Consider the following 15,970-nt stretch of genomic DNA (forward strand, 5'->3'; position numbering starts at 1 on the left):
TCGCACACATGCACGGAGACGAGTGAGATGAAGTCGGCCATTTCGGACTGTTGCCCCCATTTCGGCGACGCGGGTCGTGTTGCCGTTCTTGCCGCTGGGCCTGACCAGACCCCACTCAGCAGCCGGTGGCGACACCGACCGGAGACTAGGGACGCTTCTTCGACCCAATCGACTTGAGCCCGCGGCGTCCACGGAGTAGACCGAGGTCCCGTCCTTGGTGCGGTCGTTCGAGCCGGCTCAACACAGCGTGCTGGGTCTCTGGCGTCCAAAAGATCGTGAGGCGCTCTCGAGCTCGGGTAACCGCGGTGTAGAAGATGCTGTGTGAGAAGCGGTCCTCGTTGGCGTCGGTGATCACAACCTTCACGGAATCGTACTCGAGACCTTGCGCCTTGTGGATGGAAACCGCGTAGGCGACTTGGAACGGAACCGTGTTGCTATTGGACTCGTCCTCCTCGTCGGTACTCCCCTGCTCCGAAACGGAGAAACGGACCGTCGAGCCGCCGAGCCACTGCAATCCGGAGACTCGCGCGACATCAAATGCCGTGAGTATCCGATCTAACTCGATGTCAAACTGGATCTGACCGGGGAAGGTTTCGATTCCAACAATCGTTCCTTTGAGGTTGTTGTAGATGACTCCTCTGAATCGCGAGGTGTCGCCGAATAAGACGGGGTCGCCGATCTTGTACGTTGAGACGCCCCAAACGGTCGCGTCGCCAGGATTGCCGCTCTGGAGGAACCGGTTGATGTTGTTAATGCCGTATAGGCCGTCGTAGTTGAGGCACAGGATGATCTCTTGGTCATTGCGTGGTGCGAAGAGGGTCTCGTCGAGCACGGCCGAGTAGCCGTAGTGAGCCAGCAACTCTTCGATGTTCGGCTCGATGCCGCGCACGGCATCCCAGAACTTCAGTAGCTGGTCGCTCTTCGTGCGGTAGGGGCTGGTGAGCTCGAACACCGAGGAGTCCGGCAGGAACGCCGGAGCCAACGTAAACCAGTTGCCGAATTTAATTGATTCGATCTGGTAACTGTCCCCGACAAGAACGAGTAGTTCGAACGATGTCCGCCGTAGCACCTGGAGGAGATCGTCGTTGCTGACGATGCTGCACTCGTCAATGAACAGCACGTCAAATTCGGTGCCGGTGTCGTTCCAGAGGTGGCTCGCGATCGTTCGAAACGTGGAGTTCTGGGCACTGACGCGCCGCTCAAGGTTGTTCTTCGCCGGATTGGTGTGCGCCAGGAACAACTTCCTCTTGTCGTTGAAAAAGTGAGCGATGTGGTCGATCATCGTCGACTTTCCCGTGCCGGCTGCACCGTAGATCAAGGCGACCTGGGAACTCGCGAACAGCGCTTTGAGCGCCGCCTCTTTCACCGGATCATCCACGGTCACCGTCGGCGTCTCTTCAAGCCATCGCTCGACCGCCTCGGTATAGCCGCCGATCCCAGATTTGGCGTGGGCCTGAAGTTCTTCGATGATCTCGACCGAGTCGTCTTCGTACTCCTGGACGAAGACGTGCTTCTTGTCGTGGACGAGGTCCCGCGCCGGGCGGTGCCCGTGCCAGAGCTTGCTGTTGAAGGTCGCGATCAAAGCGTCAAGGTCGCCGAAGCGCTCAAGCTCCTCATCGGGTGTGTAGAGCATGCCGTGCTGCTCGACGTTGTTCTTTACACGACGAGCAAGCAGCTCATGGACGCGGTCGCGAGTGTCCAGACTTTCGACCAGGTCGGAGAACGTGACGTTGTGCTTCTTCGGCGACGTGCAGAAGGGCATTGAATCGAATGGCTTGCATCCGCGATCCAGGTTGAGATTCGAAAGCAGGCTAGAAGTTTGAGAGCTGTACTGCTGCTTGAGGATCAGGTTATTCATCCTGAGCATGAGGTAGCGGATCATGTTGTGCCCGGGGCGTTGGCGGGAAATCAGATCGCGAGCCCTCTCAAGCACGGGAAAGATCGCCGCCTTCTGGACGCGCCGCGTGGCTTCATCTCGTAGCCCCGCAAACCCCGTGTCAGGAAGCGCGACGACATCGAGGAGTCCAGTCTCCGTGCGAGTTAAATACTCCATAAGCACGCGGTACTCACTGGACCCCGACGATACCTTCGACGCTACTCCGAACAACCGAGCGAAGTTGTCGAACTCGCACGGACGAATCGAGACCTCCCAGTCCGTGATGATGGTGATCGGCATCGTCTGGCCGAGCACGTCGATGGCTTCGGAAACCACGGTAAGGTTCGCCGCGTACTTGTCCGTCATCTCGATGTCTGTGAACGCAATGATGCGGTCGACCTTCTGCAAGTGATCAGTCGTCGCGCGGAAGACTACCTCGTAGAGAATCCGCCCCTTCGTGAAGATCGGCCGGATTCGATGGACGTAGTACCGGTTCCGAACACCTCCTGGTGTCGGATCGGCGCGGACGGCATCGATCCGGGCGGCGATCTTGCGGTGGTACTCGCGAAGTGAAGGATCGAGGTTGACCGGAAAATCCTCCAGATTATTGAGCGTCTCCATCTTGCAAGCAGCCCGCAGCAGCAGGCGAAGCCTGATGAGATACTCGTAGTACTTGAGCATCAGCCGCTCGGAGGTGTCACCATCCATCGTGTAGTGCGACACGCTCTCCTGTAGCAGCTTGTGAAAACGGTGCAGGAACTGAATGCGCTTTGGCGCTGACCCGATGGCGACCAGCGCCGCCTGAATCGCGTCGTAGTCATAGGCGGCATCACCACGGCCCGTGTGAACGCGAACCGCTGCTCCCTCGACGAGATTTCGAAGGTGTGACAAAACCACGAGCGACATAAGTGCACGATCGCCTTTCAGCGCAGCGATGCTGTCACAGATCGCACGATCGGCGCTACGGATCTGATCATCGACTGTTCTCATCGCCGCCCCCTTGCAAGCCCCGTTGTCGTGTCCAACCTGTGGCTCGTGCCAGAGCGCTGGGATGGATCGCTCTACGCTCAAAGTACCGCGCGTGGTTGCAATACGTCACGAACTAGCTCATCCAGCTCCTCATGCGCACCATCGAGACGAAACTCGACCACGCACCCCACGTCATCCACGGAAGCGGGCACACCAGTCCACTGCAAAGTCAGGTCCACAGGAATCCAATCAACGTCGACGGAAGATACCTATTCGACGGACGGCCTGACTCCTGAGGAGAGGTACTGCCCTATATCTCGGGTCCTGACAACTCAGGCCACCAACATCGGCGACCCCACCCACCCGCAGGTTGACACCCACACCCACCCGCCAACCCACGCCACGCCGCACACGCGACAACATCCGTGAGAATCCGCCACCTTTCGTGAGAACAGCGACAACTTTCGTGAGAAAGCGACAGGTTTCGTGAGAAACGACAAGAACGACCTATTCTTCCCGAGCGTCGTCTGTGACATCGCGTCGGCCGGTGACCTCGCCGCGCTCCTCGAGGTGGACACGAACTACGGACGGTGGCGAGGTGTCACCTCAGACGACGACACGTCCATCTCCATCGACGGTAGGCGAATCACGTACATCAACTCCCGCGAGGGCGTGCCGGACTGGAACGCGCTCGGCATCGATCTGGTCGTCGATTGCACCGGCCGCGGCGTCACCCGGGAAGCGGCTGAGCGGCATCTCGCAAACGGCGCCGAGCGCGTGCTGATCAGCGGCCCGAGCAAGACTGCTGAGGATTGCGACGCCGTGCTGCTACCGGGCATCAACCTGGACGACTACGACAGCGGTGCGCACAAGATCGTCAGCATGGCGAGTTGCACCACCAACGCACTTGCGGCCGTCGTCAAGGTTCTCCTCGAGTCCACGGGCATTCGCTTCGGTGTCTTCTCAACCGTCCATGCGTACACGAACACTCAGTCACTGACGGACCAACCGATGAAGTCCAGGAGAGACTCCCGGGCCGGCGCGGAGAACATCGTCCCTTCCTCTTCCGGCGCTGCGAAAGCCCTGGGTTTCATCTGGCCGGATCTTCAGATCACCGGCAAGGCCTATCGGGTACCCGTCCGCACCGGCAGCATCGTGGAGCTCAACGTGATTCCGGAGCACGAGATCGCGACGGAGGATCTTCGCGACCTGTTCCGGAAGGCTGCGACTGCCGGGGCCCTCCACGGCATCCTTGATGTGTTCGAAGACGAGTGGACCTCGGCCCGCATCGTCGGAGATCCGCACTCCTCGATCGTGGACCTTCCGCTGACCCAGTCATTCAACGGCATGGTTTCCGTGGCGGCTTGGTACGACAACGAAGCCGGATTCTCGATGCGTCTCGCCGAGACAGCTGCCCGCTTGGCATCCACAGACATGTGAGTGGCCTGCAGCGGGGCGATGACAAACGCGGCTCACGCATCAGTCCGGTTTACATCGCCGCTCGTCCCCCTCGGGCAGTCGAGCAATGTTGGAAGGCACTCCGCGTAACTCCCCCAGCCAGAGGCGAGCCCGCGAATCAAGCGGCTGTGTCATGGACAACGGTATGGGTGGCACCCGCCCCTGCTGAGACCGGGGATGGCTAGACCATCCCGCATCTCATCTACCAACGGTAGAAGGAGAATCCGAGGCCGTCGCACAGCGGCGCCCTCAGCCCGAGCTCAACGCACAGCGTCAGAACGGCCCATGAGACCCCCGGGGAGCATCCGCTCCTCGGGGGTTTTCTCTCGCTTACGGGTCGATGTGTCACTTTCGGGTTCGCAAAAGCGGAACATCCGGCGATCGCACACGCCCTGAAAACACCAGGTCAAGAGCCGAAAGCGTCAACCGCCGCCGGCGTGTACCGTATCTGCGTGCCGCTTTCGTGCGCGTCGAATGTGCTCCTGACCTGGGCTATTGAGCGATTGTTCCGTTTGTTCCGCGGATTTCCCGGAACTACATGCGTGCGTGTGCGCATGCGCGTGTGTGTGGGGTTTCCCGAAATCGATGGAACAAACGGAACAGACTCTCTTCTTTCTCTCTCTTTCCCTTGAAAAATCAACCAAAACCGCCCGACACCCTGTACCTTTTCTGCCCCACGTGCTCCCCAAAAGTGACACATCCCACGTGCTCCTGAACTCGACAATTTGCCGCTGAGCTGGGGAAACAACGGATCTGCGTTGTGTCGCTTTTGCGCGCCAGAAAAGGTACATCGGCCTCCGAGCGCCCATTTTGGGCTCCGCGGTACAGACCAGCGAAAGGCCGTCTCATGCGAAACGTCGACGACAACCTCACCACCGCCATCAGCGAGCTCCAGTGCGTGCAGACCGGAACGCCCGCGACCATCGACGAGCTGAACGCCATCCGCATCGCCCGAGATCGCATAGAACTGCTCCTGCGCTCCTGTGTCACTGAGCTACGCGAACACCCCACTCTCCCAGCGTCCTGGAAGGACATCTCCACGGCATTGGACTCCGACTCCGCACATGCAGTTCGCAAGCGCTTCTCCACGACGCTCGCCGTCGAGCTGGAGCAGGCGGAGCGTTTCTGGGGTGAGTACGGAACCCGCTTTGTGTGGGATCTTCTCCCCAACGGCTTCCTCTACGCCCTGTACCGGAGCTGGCTCGTGAACGCGCTCCCCGGTCACGCTGGCCTCTCGAAGGAGACCTTCATGCGTCGGCTCCTCACGGTTGTTCAGGAGTCGGGAGGTTGGGAGCACGTTCGCGTGCGCGCTGGCGACCGTATGCGCAGCCCTGAGCCTCTGCTCAAGCTCTTCACCACGTGGTCCCCCTCGTCCATCGAAGGACGAGCCGTTTGGGGTTTCAAGCGGATCCTCGGAGGAACCGCTGAATCCTCGCCCAGACGCATATCCGAAATTCACGATCGCTCCCAGGAATCGAGACACCAATGACGACAACCGAGCAGCAGAGCCAGACTCGCACCTTCATCACGACCGCGCAGGTGCGCGCACAGGATCTCCACGACGACGACTTCATCCTCCTCGAGGGCGAATGGCGGGCGATGATGGACATCCATCGCAACAGCGACTCAGTGATGTCCATGGTTTCTGACGGCGATCGGGATCTGTCCGCGATCAAGGACGAGATCGCAGCCGTCCGTATGGACACCCGACAGAACGGAGCGCCGGGCGTACAGGGGCAGATCAGTCGCCCCGGCACGCATCCCGCAGTGTTCGCGAGCAGCGAGGTCAACGTGCTGTCTCACCCGGGCAATGACGGGGTAGACGAGCGCACCGACACGCGAACTGTTCGAACCACCTCAGCGATTGCTGCGCTCCTGGACTCCGGCGAGTACGTGGCAGCACGATTCGTCCTCGACGAAGCCTCCGACGGAAGCGTCGTCGACGACGCCTGGGCAGTCTTCCGGCAGTGGGATCTCGTCACCGTCCAGATCGAGGAGGTAGTTACCGCATGACCGCCAGCACCCTCTTCAACCGCGAGGCCCTCCCCGGGGTGATCAGCAGCAAGTGCGTTCCCACGGAGTACGACATCGAGACGATCAGCCGCGCCGGCATCACGATCATCACCCTGATCGACGATCGCTGGCGCCGTTTCTCGGGGCTTTCGCTGCGCAGTGCACTCCGTCGTGCTGAAGCGGCTCAGGATCCCCGTGATCCGATCCACCACCGGCCCTACCCGGATCCGCGAGAGGTGTCGTGGGCCCCGGTGAAGCGGAGTCCTCTGGGGCGCCTGCTGAACTGGGCCGCCCGGCGCCGCTAGCTCGCCTGGAGGCGTTCGAGGAACTCCTTGAACGCCTCCTCCGCGACATCCTTCGACTCGTGCACTCCGAGCATCACGCGGTGGAGGGGCATCCCCTCGAGCTTCACCTCGGCCTGAGCCTCGAATCCGTTGCCCATGTTCCGGATCAGTGGCATCACGCTCACGACGTGATCGGCGTTGATCCACATCGACGGCGCTTTACCTGTCGGGTCGGGTAGCTCGAGCAGTTGCATGCCCCTCACCGTATAGACCAACCCGGCATCTGGCTATGACGCCGCCGGCACTACCGACTTCCAGGAGCGCAGATGCCACTCACTCAGATCCCCCGCGACGCATGGGGGCAGGACGCCATTGAGATAGAGAAGCTGATTCCCTTCGACGGCATCTGTCGCATGTGCGGGAACTGGCGTTGTGCGGACTGTGGCGTCGTCCGTGCGCGAAGGAACCGCTTCAGCGCGGGCCCGCAACAGTGCTCGACCTGCAAGAGCCTCAACGGTCGGATGGAGCCGACCCGGCATCATCCTGGTCGGGTCCTGGACTGCTACCTCATGTTCCTAAGACTCGTCGCTGGCGGACTCGCGGCGCGGTACCCGGTCGAGGAGCCGCTCCCAGATCCGGCCGTGGCGCTCATCGCGCTCGTCCGAGGGTCTCGTGGTCCGTCCCGGCATGACGCAGACATGTACATCACTCACGAGCCTGCCCTTCCGGTCGACTGGCCGAACGGGCACGTTTCCGTCGAATCAAGCGACTCCGATGGTGTCGGTGCTCTCGGCGAGGATCAGGTCGACGTGACGCTCACTGGTGTGGATGTCGACGAATGCATGCTGATCACGATCGGCGACTACCATCACTATCTCCACAGCACGACCACGAGGGAACTCAGCAACATGCTGCGATCGCTCGTGGGTCACCGCGCGAGTGTGACGATCCACGGGATGCGCCACTCGCTCCGAGAGGACGCCGTTACAGTGCTCGACGTCCAGCTGCGCCAGAGGATCGCCGAGTGGAACGCCCGCGCCTGCAGCCTCGGATTCCCTGGAGTCTGACGACGAGTCGAACGGCATCGACGAGGGTCGAGTATCGTCTGTCACGGCTGGGGGCGGACCGCGAGTGGAATCCCACCGCCCCGCATGCCCGAAAAGAAGGGAGGAGACACTCATGACCGAGAACACCTGGCACCAGGCGTACCTCTCACTGCTCGAAACACTGCGGACAGCACAGCAGGAGCGCGATCGTCGAATGGACTTCGTCAGGGCAGACGACGGATCACAGGAGCTCGGATGGGTCATCTTCGAGCGCGGCCGCATGCTCGACGCGGTCAACAAGCTGCGAGACCAGTCGAACGCTGCACCCGTCGACCTAGATGACGTGGTACGCGCTGAGACCAGTGCTTGCGGCCACTCCGATTACACGTCGAAGTTCGCGATCCGCTGCGCCGACCTCGTCCTCGCGTAGAGAGCTTCACACTCTAGAGGGTCGGCGACAGACTAACTTTTCCGTTCCATATCCAGAGTCAACCCACGTGCCTTCGCGTAGATCTTGCGGAGGCGGAAGAACTCCTTCCGTGAAGGATGACTTCGGTGTTCCTCGAAGTACGGTGCGATGTCCTGGAACTGATCGGCCATCGGCCAGTTCTCGATCCAATGCTCCCATCTGCTGGCGTTCGCGACCCAGGTCTCGACCACCCAGCTGATCGTCCTCGCGACGAGCTCGAGAGGTGTCAAGTTCCCCGGATCGTTGTTGCTCATGATCCAGTAGTCGCCAACGACCGGCGGGGGCGGGAAGATCGCCCGCGCACCAGCCTCGGGCGTCTTCCAGAGGCGATGCTCACCTCGCTGTACAGCGACCAGGAACTCGTAGCAGCGATGCAACGCAACCTGAGCCGGACCGTATGCATCATCGATCGGACCCCACCAATACTTCAAGGTCGTCAGAACGGCTGTCTTCGGCGTCTGCTTCGCAGAACGCAGTAGCTGGATCTTCCATTCACTTTGTGCGTCGATCGTGCAGAGAATCACGGGCGTGAGCTCGAACCAAGCTCCGGTGTCCACACGGTCCGAACCATCGATCCCGGCGCCCGGCAGCTCGGTGTAGATCGGGTTGACGTCGAACCGGAGGCTGAGAGCTTTGGAGATGTGCAGGCCGTTAAGAGTGCGGTCGTCCTCGTCTTCGTATCGCTCGTCATCGTCCATGTAGACCGCGGCACCATATGGCGAATCGTCATTGGTCACGCCCGCCAGGGAGGACGTGTAGCTCTCGCCTGTCTCCTCCATGCGCTTACGCGCTGCGGAACGCACTCGTGCCGAGGTTCGCTTCTTGTCGACCATGATGGCCACTGCTTCCTGCGCGCGATCCGCACCCCCGCACGCGATTGGAGCGAGCGAAGAAGTCTGACTGTCGGCCTCAGGGTCGTTCGCACTTCACCGAGGGATCCCGGTGCGGGGTCGCCCTCTCGTGCTGTCGGGATCAGTCGAGCCCGATGCGTCGATGGTACCCCCGGCTCTGACGATCGCCGAAGAGAATCGCCACGCCCCCAAGATGCGCTGCGAGAGCGTAGGGTCGCTCTCATGTGTGGCCGCTTCGCCAATGACTCGTCCGTTGACCAGATGGTTCGAGAGTACGTCGCGGACGGCGGCAAGCCCGAGGACTGGTGGAAGTCGTGGGCTGGCGCCTACTCGGTGTCTCCGACGCAGAACGCACCGATCGTGCGCGACCGCGGCGAGGGTCGAATCCTCGAGCTCGTTCGCTGGGACTGGCAGAAGCCGGCGAACCGACCCAAGGGTGGTCCGGTCATAAATGCTCGCATGGAAAAACTGACAGCCGGGTTCTGGGCGCCGGCCTTCAGTGCTGCTCGATGCATCGTTCCCATGCGCGGCTACTTCGAGTGGACGGGCGAGAAGACCCCGAAGACGCCGCACTTCCTGCACGGTGACGGTCTGCTCTCGGCCGCCGGGCTCACCTGGTCGATGGGGCTGCCGAACGGCGAGAAGTCCCGCTGCTTCGTCGTCATCACCCGCGAAGCGCGCGACGCCAGCGGCGAGGTGCACGACCGGATGCCCGCGTTCCTGACGCCCGACACCTGGGACGCCTGGCTCACACCGGAGAAGCTCACCGGTGACCGGAAGACGGAGACGTTGGCGATGCTGGAGCACACCTCGAGCGACGTCGCCTCGACGATCCGTGAGCACATCGTCGACCGCAAGGTCAGCAACTCGCGCACTGTAGACCCGACGGACCCGACTCTCCTGGAGCCGGTCGCGTGATGGCTGAGCGTCGAGAGTCCCTCACTGCCCCGGAGATCCTCTGGACGATCATCGCCATCGGCGGAGTCCTGCTCCTCGTGGTCGGGGTGGTGCTGATGGTCAACGGAGAGCCCATCAGCTGGCTCACGTTCGTGAGTGCGGTGCTGACGACTTCCCTCGCTGTCGGAGCGTTCGTCGCCAGTCGCCGCGATCGCCGCCGGCGCGGCGCTTCACCTTCGGCGCCGGAGCCGAGCGAGTAGCTCCGCCCATCGCCAACATCTACCCGGACGGAGACGCCATGACCGCCCCAGAAGAGCAGCCTCGTCTCGCACGTCTCCAGGAGATCCGAGAGGGCATGGAGGCGCTTCGGATTGAGGCTCTCGCGGAGCGCGGAGGCAAGACCTTCACGACCGAGGAAACGCTCGAGTTCATCCGTCGACATGATGATGCCGCAGACAGCTCTTTGCGCCAGACGCGGGTTGAGTCACCCCCCGCCAACACCTAATCACATAAGTGTTGGTATGATGGTGTGATGTCCACATCTTCGTCCAGTACCCGCATCCCCATCGATGCTGTCTCGAGCGAGACCCTGGACTGGGCGCCGCGGGCACCGGAGATGTTCTCGCGGGCCGAGGTTGTGCGTCAGACCGGGCCGTATGAGGCGACGGTCACGGCTCCGATCGCGGGGTGGAGCCCGCAGGTCCCGAGCGAAGACGCCGCTGACGTCGAAGACGCCACGCGCCAGCTGGTCGCATTCGACGAGCATGCACGGCGCACGCTCGGCACCGACAACCCGGCGTTGGGTCCGATGACCGCGATCCTGCTGCGCACAGAGTCCGCGTCCAGCTCTCAGATCGAGCAGCTGACGACGTCGGCGAAGCAGCTCGCTCTCGCCGAGATCGATGAAGGCGACAAGGCCAACGCGCTCACTGTCATCGGCAACGTCCGCGCCATGGAAGCAGCCCTCGCGCTCTCGGACGAGATCTCCGAAGAGTCGATCCTGCAGATGCACCACGCTCTGATGCGTCACCAGCCCGACCTCGAGCACGAAGCAGGTCTCTACCGTCAGGAACAGGTCTGGATCGGCCCCGGCAACGCCGGCCCCCGCCAGGCGGAGTTCATAGCTCCCCGCCACGATCGGATTCCCGGTGCGATCGGTGACCTGGTGAGCTTCGTGAAGCGCCAAGACATCTCTGTGCTTGTTCAGGTTGCTGTCGCACACGCCCAGTTCGAGACCATCCACCCGTTCGTCGACGGCAACGGCCGCACCGGCCGCGCGCTCGCGCAGTCGATCCTGCGCAACAAGGGTCTCGTCGGTTCGACCGCGGTACCGATCTCTGCGGGACTGCTCGTGAACACCGGGCGCTACTTCGAGGCGCTGACAGCTTTCCGCGCCGGCGACGCTGCCCCGATCATCCGCGAGTTCGCCATGGCGAGTCGCATCGCCGCGTCCACGGGGACGCAGCTGGTCGACGACCTCGTCGCGCAGCTGGACGAATCCCGCGCTCTGCTCCAGGGCGTTCGCTCGGATGCTGCGGTCTGGAAGATCCTTCCGGCGCTCGTCGGACAGCCCGCGGTGAACACGAAGTACCTCATGGGATCGCTCAGCCTCGGCGAGATGGCGGCGCTGCGCGCGCTGGACACGCTCACCGATCGCGGGGTGCTCACCGAGACGACCGGCCAAGGGCGCAACCGGGTCTGGCAGCACCGCGGGATCTTCGAAGTCCTCGACGGCTACGCCGAGCAGATCCGCCGGATGACCGCTCGAGGCTAGTCGCCCGCCAGCGCGGGGTCATAAGCCCGGGCAGGTCAGCACCGCTTATGACCCCCGACCCGACTTCCGCGGAATCTCGCGGACTTCGTGCGCTCCCGTGCGCTCGATTGCTGGGGCACTTCAACGGAGACCCCCAGCAATCGAGCGGATCCGAGCGGTCGGGTGAAAGAACTACTGGGCAGCTGGGCACGCCCAGGCGGTCTCCTCCACGTCCCTGAGTGTCAGGGGCAACTGACCCGGATGTCGGACCCCGTAACTACACTGATATTTCGGCGGTCTGGACCGCCACACTCTGAGCTGATTCTCTCCACGCGGAGGACAGCGACGATGACAACCGAGGCGGATCCAGAGCTGAAACCTGTCGAATCACGTTCTCTCTCATGAGGGCGTCGCAGGCGTGGGGGCCGATGCCCAGAAATGAGATCGAGTTGTCTGATTCCATCACCCGCGATCCCGCCATCAAGCGCGACGCGAAGGCCTGGCGCGATGCCGCCGGCGCGAACTACACCGAGGCGCTGCGCCTCATCGAGGATCCGCTTCACCAGGGCATCCTCGGCGGTCGAGTCGTCGTGCGCGACCTGCTCCGCACGCTCGACGAGCACCCGATCATCGGATCCGAGCATGCCTCGACGACGTTCGGGCGAAACGGCCTCAGCGCGGATGAGCCCATGAGCGAGGACCTTTCCACCGGCCGGCTGCGAGAGACCCTCCTCGCTGTCGAGTTCCTGCGGATGTTCACGCCAGTCACTGAGGCCGACCTCCAGGTTGAGCGGAACTGGACCGGTAGCTACGGGCTCAAGCACGCCGCCGAGGAGTTCCTCGGGGGGACCGTGCACCTCTACGTGTCGAACGGCTCGCTCATCTGGGCCGCGGCACTCCTCGGTCTGCCGATGCGCACCAATGACATCGATCCGACGAGCAAAAACGTCGAGATCGCCCTCCTCCACCAAGAGGTGGCCTTCGTGCGGGCGGACTCGACCAACAGGCTCGAGAAGCGCCAGGGAAAGCACTACATGCCTCCCGGCTACAAGCGCCTCAAGGCCGCGATGAAGCTCGCGAGCAAGGGTGAGAGCATCACTGAGGCGCTCAACATCCCGATCCGTGCGCGGGGCGACTGGTCGGAGTTCCACCTCTGGCTCGCAGACCAAGTCGACCGCGATGGATTCGAAGGACGGTTCGCCAGCGACTACCTCGCTGGTGTCGAGAGCAGCGATCATCGCCCGGCAGCGTCCGGAAAGGATCTCCGGACGATCCTCCGGGATGTGCGGATCGATTCAAACTTCCTCGATGCGGCGAAGGCTCTGATTGCAGAGCACGACCGTCTCTCGTCTACCCGCTGACGCCACCAGAAGAGCCGCCCGGAGCACACGCGCCGGGCGGCTTTTTGCTGCCGACCTTTCGCTTCAACCCCACAAACCTCAGAATGCGGACCGGCCGCCGATCCGCATAAATCCGCGGGTTTCGCGCCTCCAACCTCACAAACCTCAGATGCGCAGGGATGCCTCATCCCGCACGACGATCACCCCGCATACGACCTCGAGGAGACACCGATGGCTCTCATCTACAGCACGACCCCGCACGACACCGACGAGCTGATTGCTCTGCGTCAGGTCATCAACGACAACGAGCGCGCGTTCTCGGAGCTCAGGACTATCTACAGCGACGACCAGCGGCGTCTCTGTGATGAGTACGACGCCCTCATGGCCGCGCAGCGACCGACCTACCCGGCGCCGGAGCACCTGCAGGGCCTGGACATGGTCGCCGAGATGATGCGCTCCGGCACCGAGTACGGCGACCACCACGGATCGCCCAGGCAGGTCGATCGTGAAGCTGGCCGGGCTCTCCCGCGCAGCGTCGACTTCTCATCGTTCGCCTGCAGGATCAACATCCGCGCCCTCGCCCCGTACCGTGCCCGCTCGTCGCAGCACGCGTGGATCTTCACAGAGGACGACATCGAGGCTTTCCGAGACGAGCTGACGAAGCGCTCGCTCGGCATCGCATCCCATTGGGGGCACGAGGATGGCGTCGCCTTCCAGGTGTTCAACGCTCGCGTCTGAGCGCGCGTTCAGGTTCGGTTGATACCGCTCGGATTGGCCAGCCGGAAACGCTACACCATCGGTTTCGGTGCTACTAGGTTTCGGCAGGGGGTTACGGCGGGTCGATCATCGGCGTGTCGTGACGTTGACCGGGGTGATCCTCAAAGCCGCCGGATTCGATCGTTTGCGGCGCGTAGTGACGCCCTGGTGCCGGCCATGTTCAGCCGGCGAGGGTGACTCCGCAATAGGCGATGGTGGCGACGAGGAGGGTGGAGAGCGCGGCGAGGGCGAAGGGCTTGAGGCCCACCTTGATGAGGTTCCGAATCTTGACGCCGCAGCCGAGTCCGAACATCGCTGCAGCCAGCAACCCTGTCTGCAGCAGCCCGCCGGTCGTCAGCACGAAGTCCGGCAGAGGGATAAAGGAACGCAGGAGCACCATGGCGATGAACCCGATGATGAACAGCGGGACGATGGGCGGCAGCTTCGAACTCGACCTCTGTTGACTGGGTTCGCCTGCCGTACGGCTGAGACGGCGCTGCCGGATGCTAAGGATGGCCACGACAGGGGCGAGCAGCAGCACTCGGGCGAGTTTGACGATGACCGCGACCGTGAGCGCTCCGCCACCGATGATGCCTCCAGCGGCGACGACTTGCGCGATTTCATGGATGGAACCCCCTGCCCACATCCCGGCCGTCTCGGAGCCCAGGCCAAGCAGGTCCGTGATCAGTGGGACGAGGGGAATCATCAGCGTTCCGAAGATCACCACGAGGGCGACCGCGGTGATGGTGTCTTCCTCGGCCTCGTCGTCCGGATCGGTGACCCCTGCCGCGCCCGCCACGGCTGCCGCGCCGCAGATGGAGAATCCGCAGGCGATTAGCAGCGAGAGCCCGGATGGAACCCGTAGCAGCTTCCCCAGGAGAACGGTGCCGAACAGTCCGCCGGCGACAATGCACACGATGACGACCAGCATCGGGGCTCCGAGTTCGAGGATGTCTGTCAGTACCAGTTGGAGTCCGAGGAAGACGATGCCGGCGCGCAGGAGCTTTTTCGCGGAGAAGTCTATGCCGTCGGAGGCTGCCGCTGGCAGCCGGACGACGTTGGCCAGGAGTACGCCAAGCACGATCGCGATAATGAGCGGGCTGACTCCCGGCAGCAGCAGGCTGACCCCGTACGATGCTCCGGCCGCGGCGAGGCAGAGGACAAGCCCGGGCAGCAGCGCGCGGACTCGGGCAAGCAGCGTGTGTTCCGGTCGGGCGGTCGCAACGTCCTGGGCATGGGTCATGCATCCATCATTTCCTCGGACCGCTCGTGCGAGTAGAGGCAGATACCGTCCGCCATACAAGTTATGCTTGTGCTTGGGAGGCGGAAGATGCGCAACGGGCCGGACTTGGAGGCACTGCGAGCCTTGGCGCTCGTCGTGAAGGAAAGCAGCATGTCGGCGGCAAGCACGCAGTTGGGCGTGAGTCAGCAGGCGGTGTCTCTGCGCATCCGGAAACTGGAAAAAGATTTGCGCGTGCGACTCCTGGTGCGTTCTGCACGGGGTTCGCGATTGACTCCGGCGGGCGAGCTGATTGTCGGCTGGGGAACAACGCTGCTGACGGCGGCCGATGAGTTCTCGGATGCTGTCGATTCGCTCCGCACGGATCGCGGGAAGATGATGCGCATCGCCGCGAGCCTCACGATCGCAGAACACCTCCTACCGGAATGGATCGCCCGGTGGCGCATCTCTCACGGCGATGACGGCCCGGTCGTTCAGCTCACAGCCGCCAACAGCAGCACGGTCGTCGAGGCCATACGCGAGGGAACCGCAGACCTCGGGCTCATCGAGACCCCTGTCGTTCCCGCCGGCCTCCGGTCAGTCACTGTTGCTTACGACACCATCGAAGTCGTTGTGCAGCACGGTCACCGGTGGGCGAAGACCCGCCAGGTGTCCGTTCGTGAACTGGCGGCCACTGGGTTGGTGCTCCGCGAGACCGGCAGCGGCACCCGACGAGCGCTCGAGAACGCCCTCGCCGTGGCGGGCTTTCCACTCGCAGCCGAGCCCGCAGCCGTGCTGACGACCACGCTCGGCGTTCGCAGCGCGATTATGGCCGGCATCGCCCCCGGCGCGCTGAGCTCCCTCGCAGTGTCCGAGGACACCCGTGCCGGCCGACTCGTCCGAGTTCGGATCAACAATCTCCAGATCACCCGCCCGCTCACCGCCATCTGGGCGGGGACGGCTCCGCCGCCTCATGTACGGGACTTCCTGGATGTCATCGCCCGAACTGACCGGTAACGATCGATTTCGGCGCGGTCTG

Annotated in this window: 16 protein-coding genes; 12 read left to right on the plus strand and 4 right to left on the minus strand. The window is 62.9% G+C overall.

The annotated features are described in order from the left end of the window. Positions 1-145: 145 nt before the first annotated feature. A complete protein-coding gene (locus tag OB895_RS03550) occupies positions 146-2,866 on the minus strand; it encodes an AAA family ATPase (RefSeq protein ID WP_311879113.1) in 2,721 nt (906 codons plus the stop codon). 465 nt (positions 2,867-3,331) lie between these two features. On the opposite strand from OB895_RS03550, the gene OB895_RS03555 reads away from it, so the two are divergent. The 4 genes from OB895_RS03555 (at position 3,332) to OB895_RS03570 (ending at position 6,621) form a co-directional block, all read left to right on the plus strand. After that, the gene (locus tag OB895_RS03555; protein WP_311879115.1) at positions 3,332-4,285 is read left to right on the plus strand and encodes a type I glyceraldehyde-3-phosphate dehydrogenase; all 954 of its coding nucleotides are present in this window, start codon (positions 3,332-3,334) and stop codon (positions 4,283-4,285) included. Between the two features lie 865 nt (positions 4,286-5,150). Beyond that, entirely contained in the window at positions 5,151-5,792 is a 642-nt protein-coding gene (locus OB895_RS03560) for a primase-like DNA-binding domain-containing protein (RefSeq protein ID WP_311879117.1), read from the plus strand. Next, positions 5,789-6,316: a hypothetical protein gene (locus OB895_RS03565; protein WP_311879119.1), complete on the plus strand. Its 528-nt coding sequence runs from the start codon at positions 5,789-5,791 to the stop codon at positions 6,314-6,316. Before OB895_RS03560 ends, OB895_RS03565 begins: the two co-directional genes overlap by 4 nt. Further along, positions 6,313-6,621, plus strand: a complete 309-nt coding sequence (locus tag OB895_RS03570) for a hypothetical protein (RefSeq protein ID WP_311879121.1) — start codon at positions 6,313-6,315, stop codon at positions 6,619-6,621. The genes OB895_RS03565 and OB895_RS03570 overlap by 4 nt, the downstream gene beginning before the upstream one ends. Here OB895_RS03570 and OB895_RS03575 read toward each other — a convergent pair. Next, complete coding sequence (locus OB895_RS03575; RefSeq protein ID WP_311879123.1) at positions 6,618-6,854, minus strand: hypothetical protein; 237 nt, start codon at positions 6,852-6,854, stop codon at positions 6,618-6,620. The two genes, OB895_RS03570 and OB895_RS03575, sit on opposite strands and share 4 nt — an antisense overlap. A 72-nt stretch (positions 6,855-6,926) precedes the next feature. Here OB895_RS03575 and OB895_RS03580 point away from each other — a divergent pair, with 72 nt between their 5' ends. Beyond that, on the plus strand, positions 6,927-7,667 hold the full coding sequence (locus OB895_RS03580; RefSeq protein ID WP_311879125.1) for a hypothetical protein: 741 nt from the start codon (positions 6,927-6,929) through the stop codon (positions 7,665-7,667). A 112-nt stretch (positions 7,668-7,779) separates the two neighbouring features. Further along, the gene (locus tag OB895_RS03585; protein ID WP_311879127.1) at positions 7,780-8,076 is read left to right on the plus strand and encodes a hypothetical protein; all 297 of its coding nucleotides are present in this window, start codon (positions 7,780-7,782) and stop codon (positions 8,074-8,076) included. A gap of 32 nt (positions 8,077-8,108) precedes the next feature. Here the strand turns inward: OB895_RS03585 and OB895_RS03590 are convergent, their stop codons facing one another. Further along, positions 8,109-8,948 (minus strand): hypothetical protein, encoded by an 840-nt coding sequence (locus OB895_RS03590; RefSeq protein WP_311879128.1) that lies wholly within the window; start codon positions 8,946-8,948, stop codon positions 8,109-8,111. Between the two features lie 240 nt (positions 8,949-9,188). On the opposite strand from OB895_RS03590, the gene OB895_RS03595 reads away from it, so the two are divergent. The 5 genes from OB895_RS03595 (at position 9,189) to OB895_RS03615 (ending at position 13,694) form a co-directional block, all read left to right on the plus strand. Continuing rightward, positions 9,189-9,884, plus strand: a complete 696-nt coding sequence (locus OB895_RS03595) for an SOS response-associated peptidase (RefSeq protein WP_311879129.1) — start codon at positions 9,189-9,191, stop codon at positions 9,882-9,884. Then, positions 9,884-10,123: a hypothetical protein gene (locus OB895_RS03600; protein ID WP_311879130.1), complete on the plus strand. Its 240-nt coding sequence runs from the start codon at positions 9,884-9,886 to the stop codon at positions 10,121-10,123. Before OB895_RS03595 ends, OB895_RS03600 begins: the two co-directional genes overlap by 1 nt. Positions 10,124-10,395: 272 nt before the next feature. Next, entirely contained in the window at positions 10,396-11,637 is a 1,242-nt protein-coding gene (locus tag OB895_RS03605; protein WP_311879132.1) for a Fic family protein, read from the plus strand. Positions 11,638-12,065: 428 nt separating this feature from the next. Beyond that, entirely contained in the window at positions 12,066-12,977 is a 912-nt protein-coding gene (locus OB895_RS03610) for a hypothetical protein (RefSeq protein ID WP_311879134.1), read from the plus strand. 210 nt (positions 12,978-13,187) lie between these two features. Further along, positions 13,188-13,694: a hypothetical protein gene (locus OB895_RS03615; protein ID WP_311879136.1), complete on the plus strand. Its 507-nt coding sequence runs from the start codon at positions 13,188-13,190 to the stop codon at positions 13,692-13,694. 199 nt (positions 13,695-13,893) lie between these two features. Here the strand turns inward: OB895_RS03615 and OB895_RS03620 are convergent, their stop codons facing one another. Next, complete coding sequence (locus OB895_RS03620) at positions 13,894-14,955, minus strand: YeiH family protein (protein WP_196383414.1); 1,062 nt, start codon at positions 14,953-14,955, stop codon at positions 13,894-13,896. An 87-nt stretch (positions 14,956-15,042) separates the two neighbouring features. Between OB895_RS03620 and OB895_RS03625 the strand changes: the two genes are divergently transcribed. After that, complete coding sequence (locus OB895_RS03625) at positions 15,043-15,948, plus strand: LysR family transcriptional regulator (RefSeq protein WP_016996892.1); 906 nt, start codon at positions 15,043-15,045, stop codon at positions 15,946-15,948. Positions 15,949-15,970: the final 22 nt, after the last annotated feature.

Source organism: Microbacterium forte (assembly GCF_031885415.1).
Classification (GTDB): Bacteria; Actinomycetota; Actinomycetes; order Actinomycetales; family Microbacteriaceae; genus Microbacterium; species Microbacterium forte.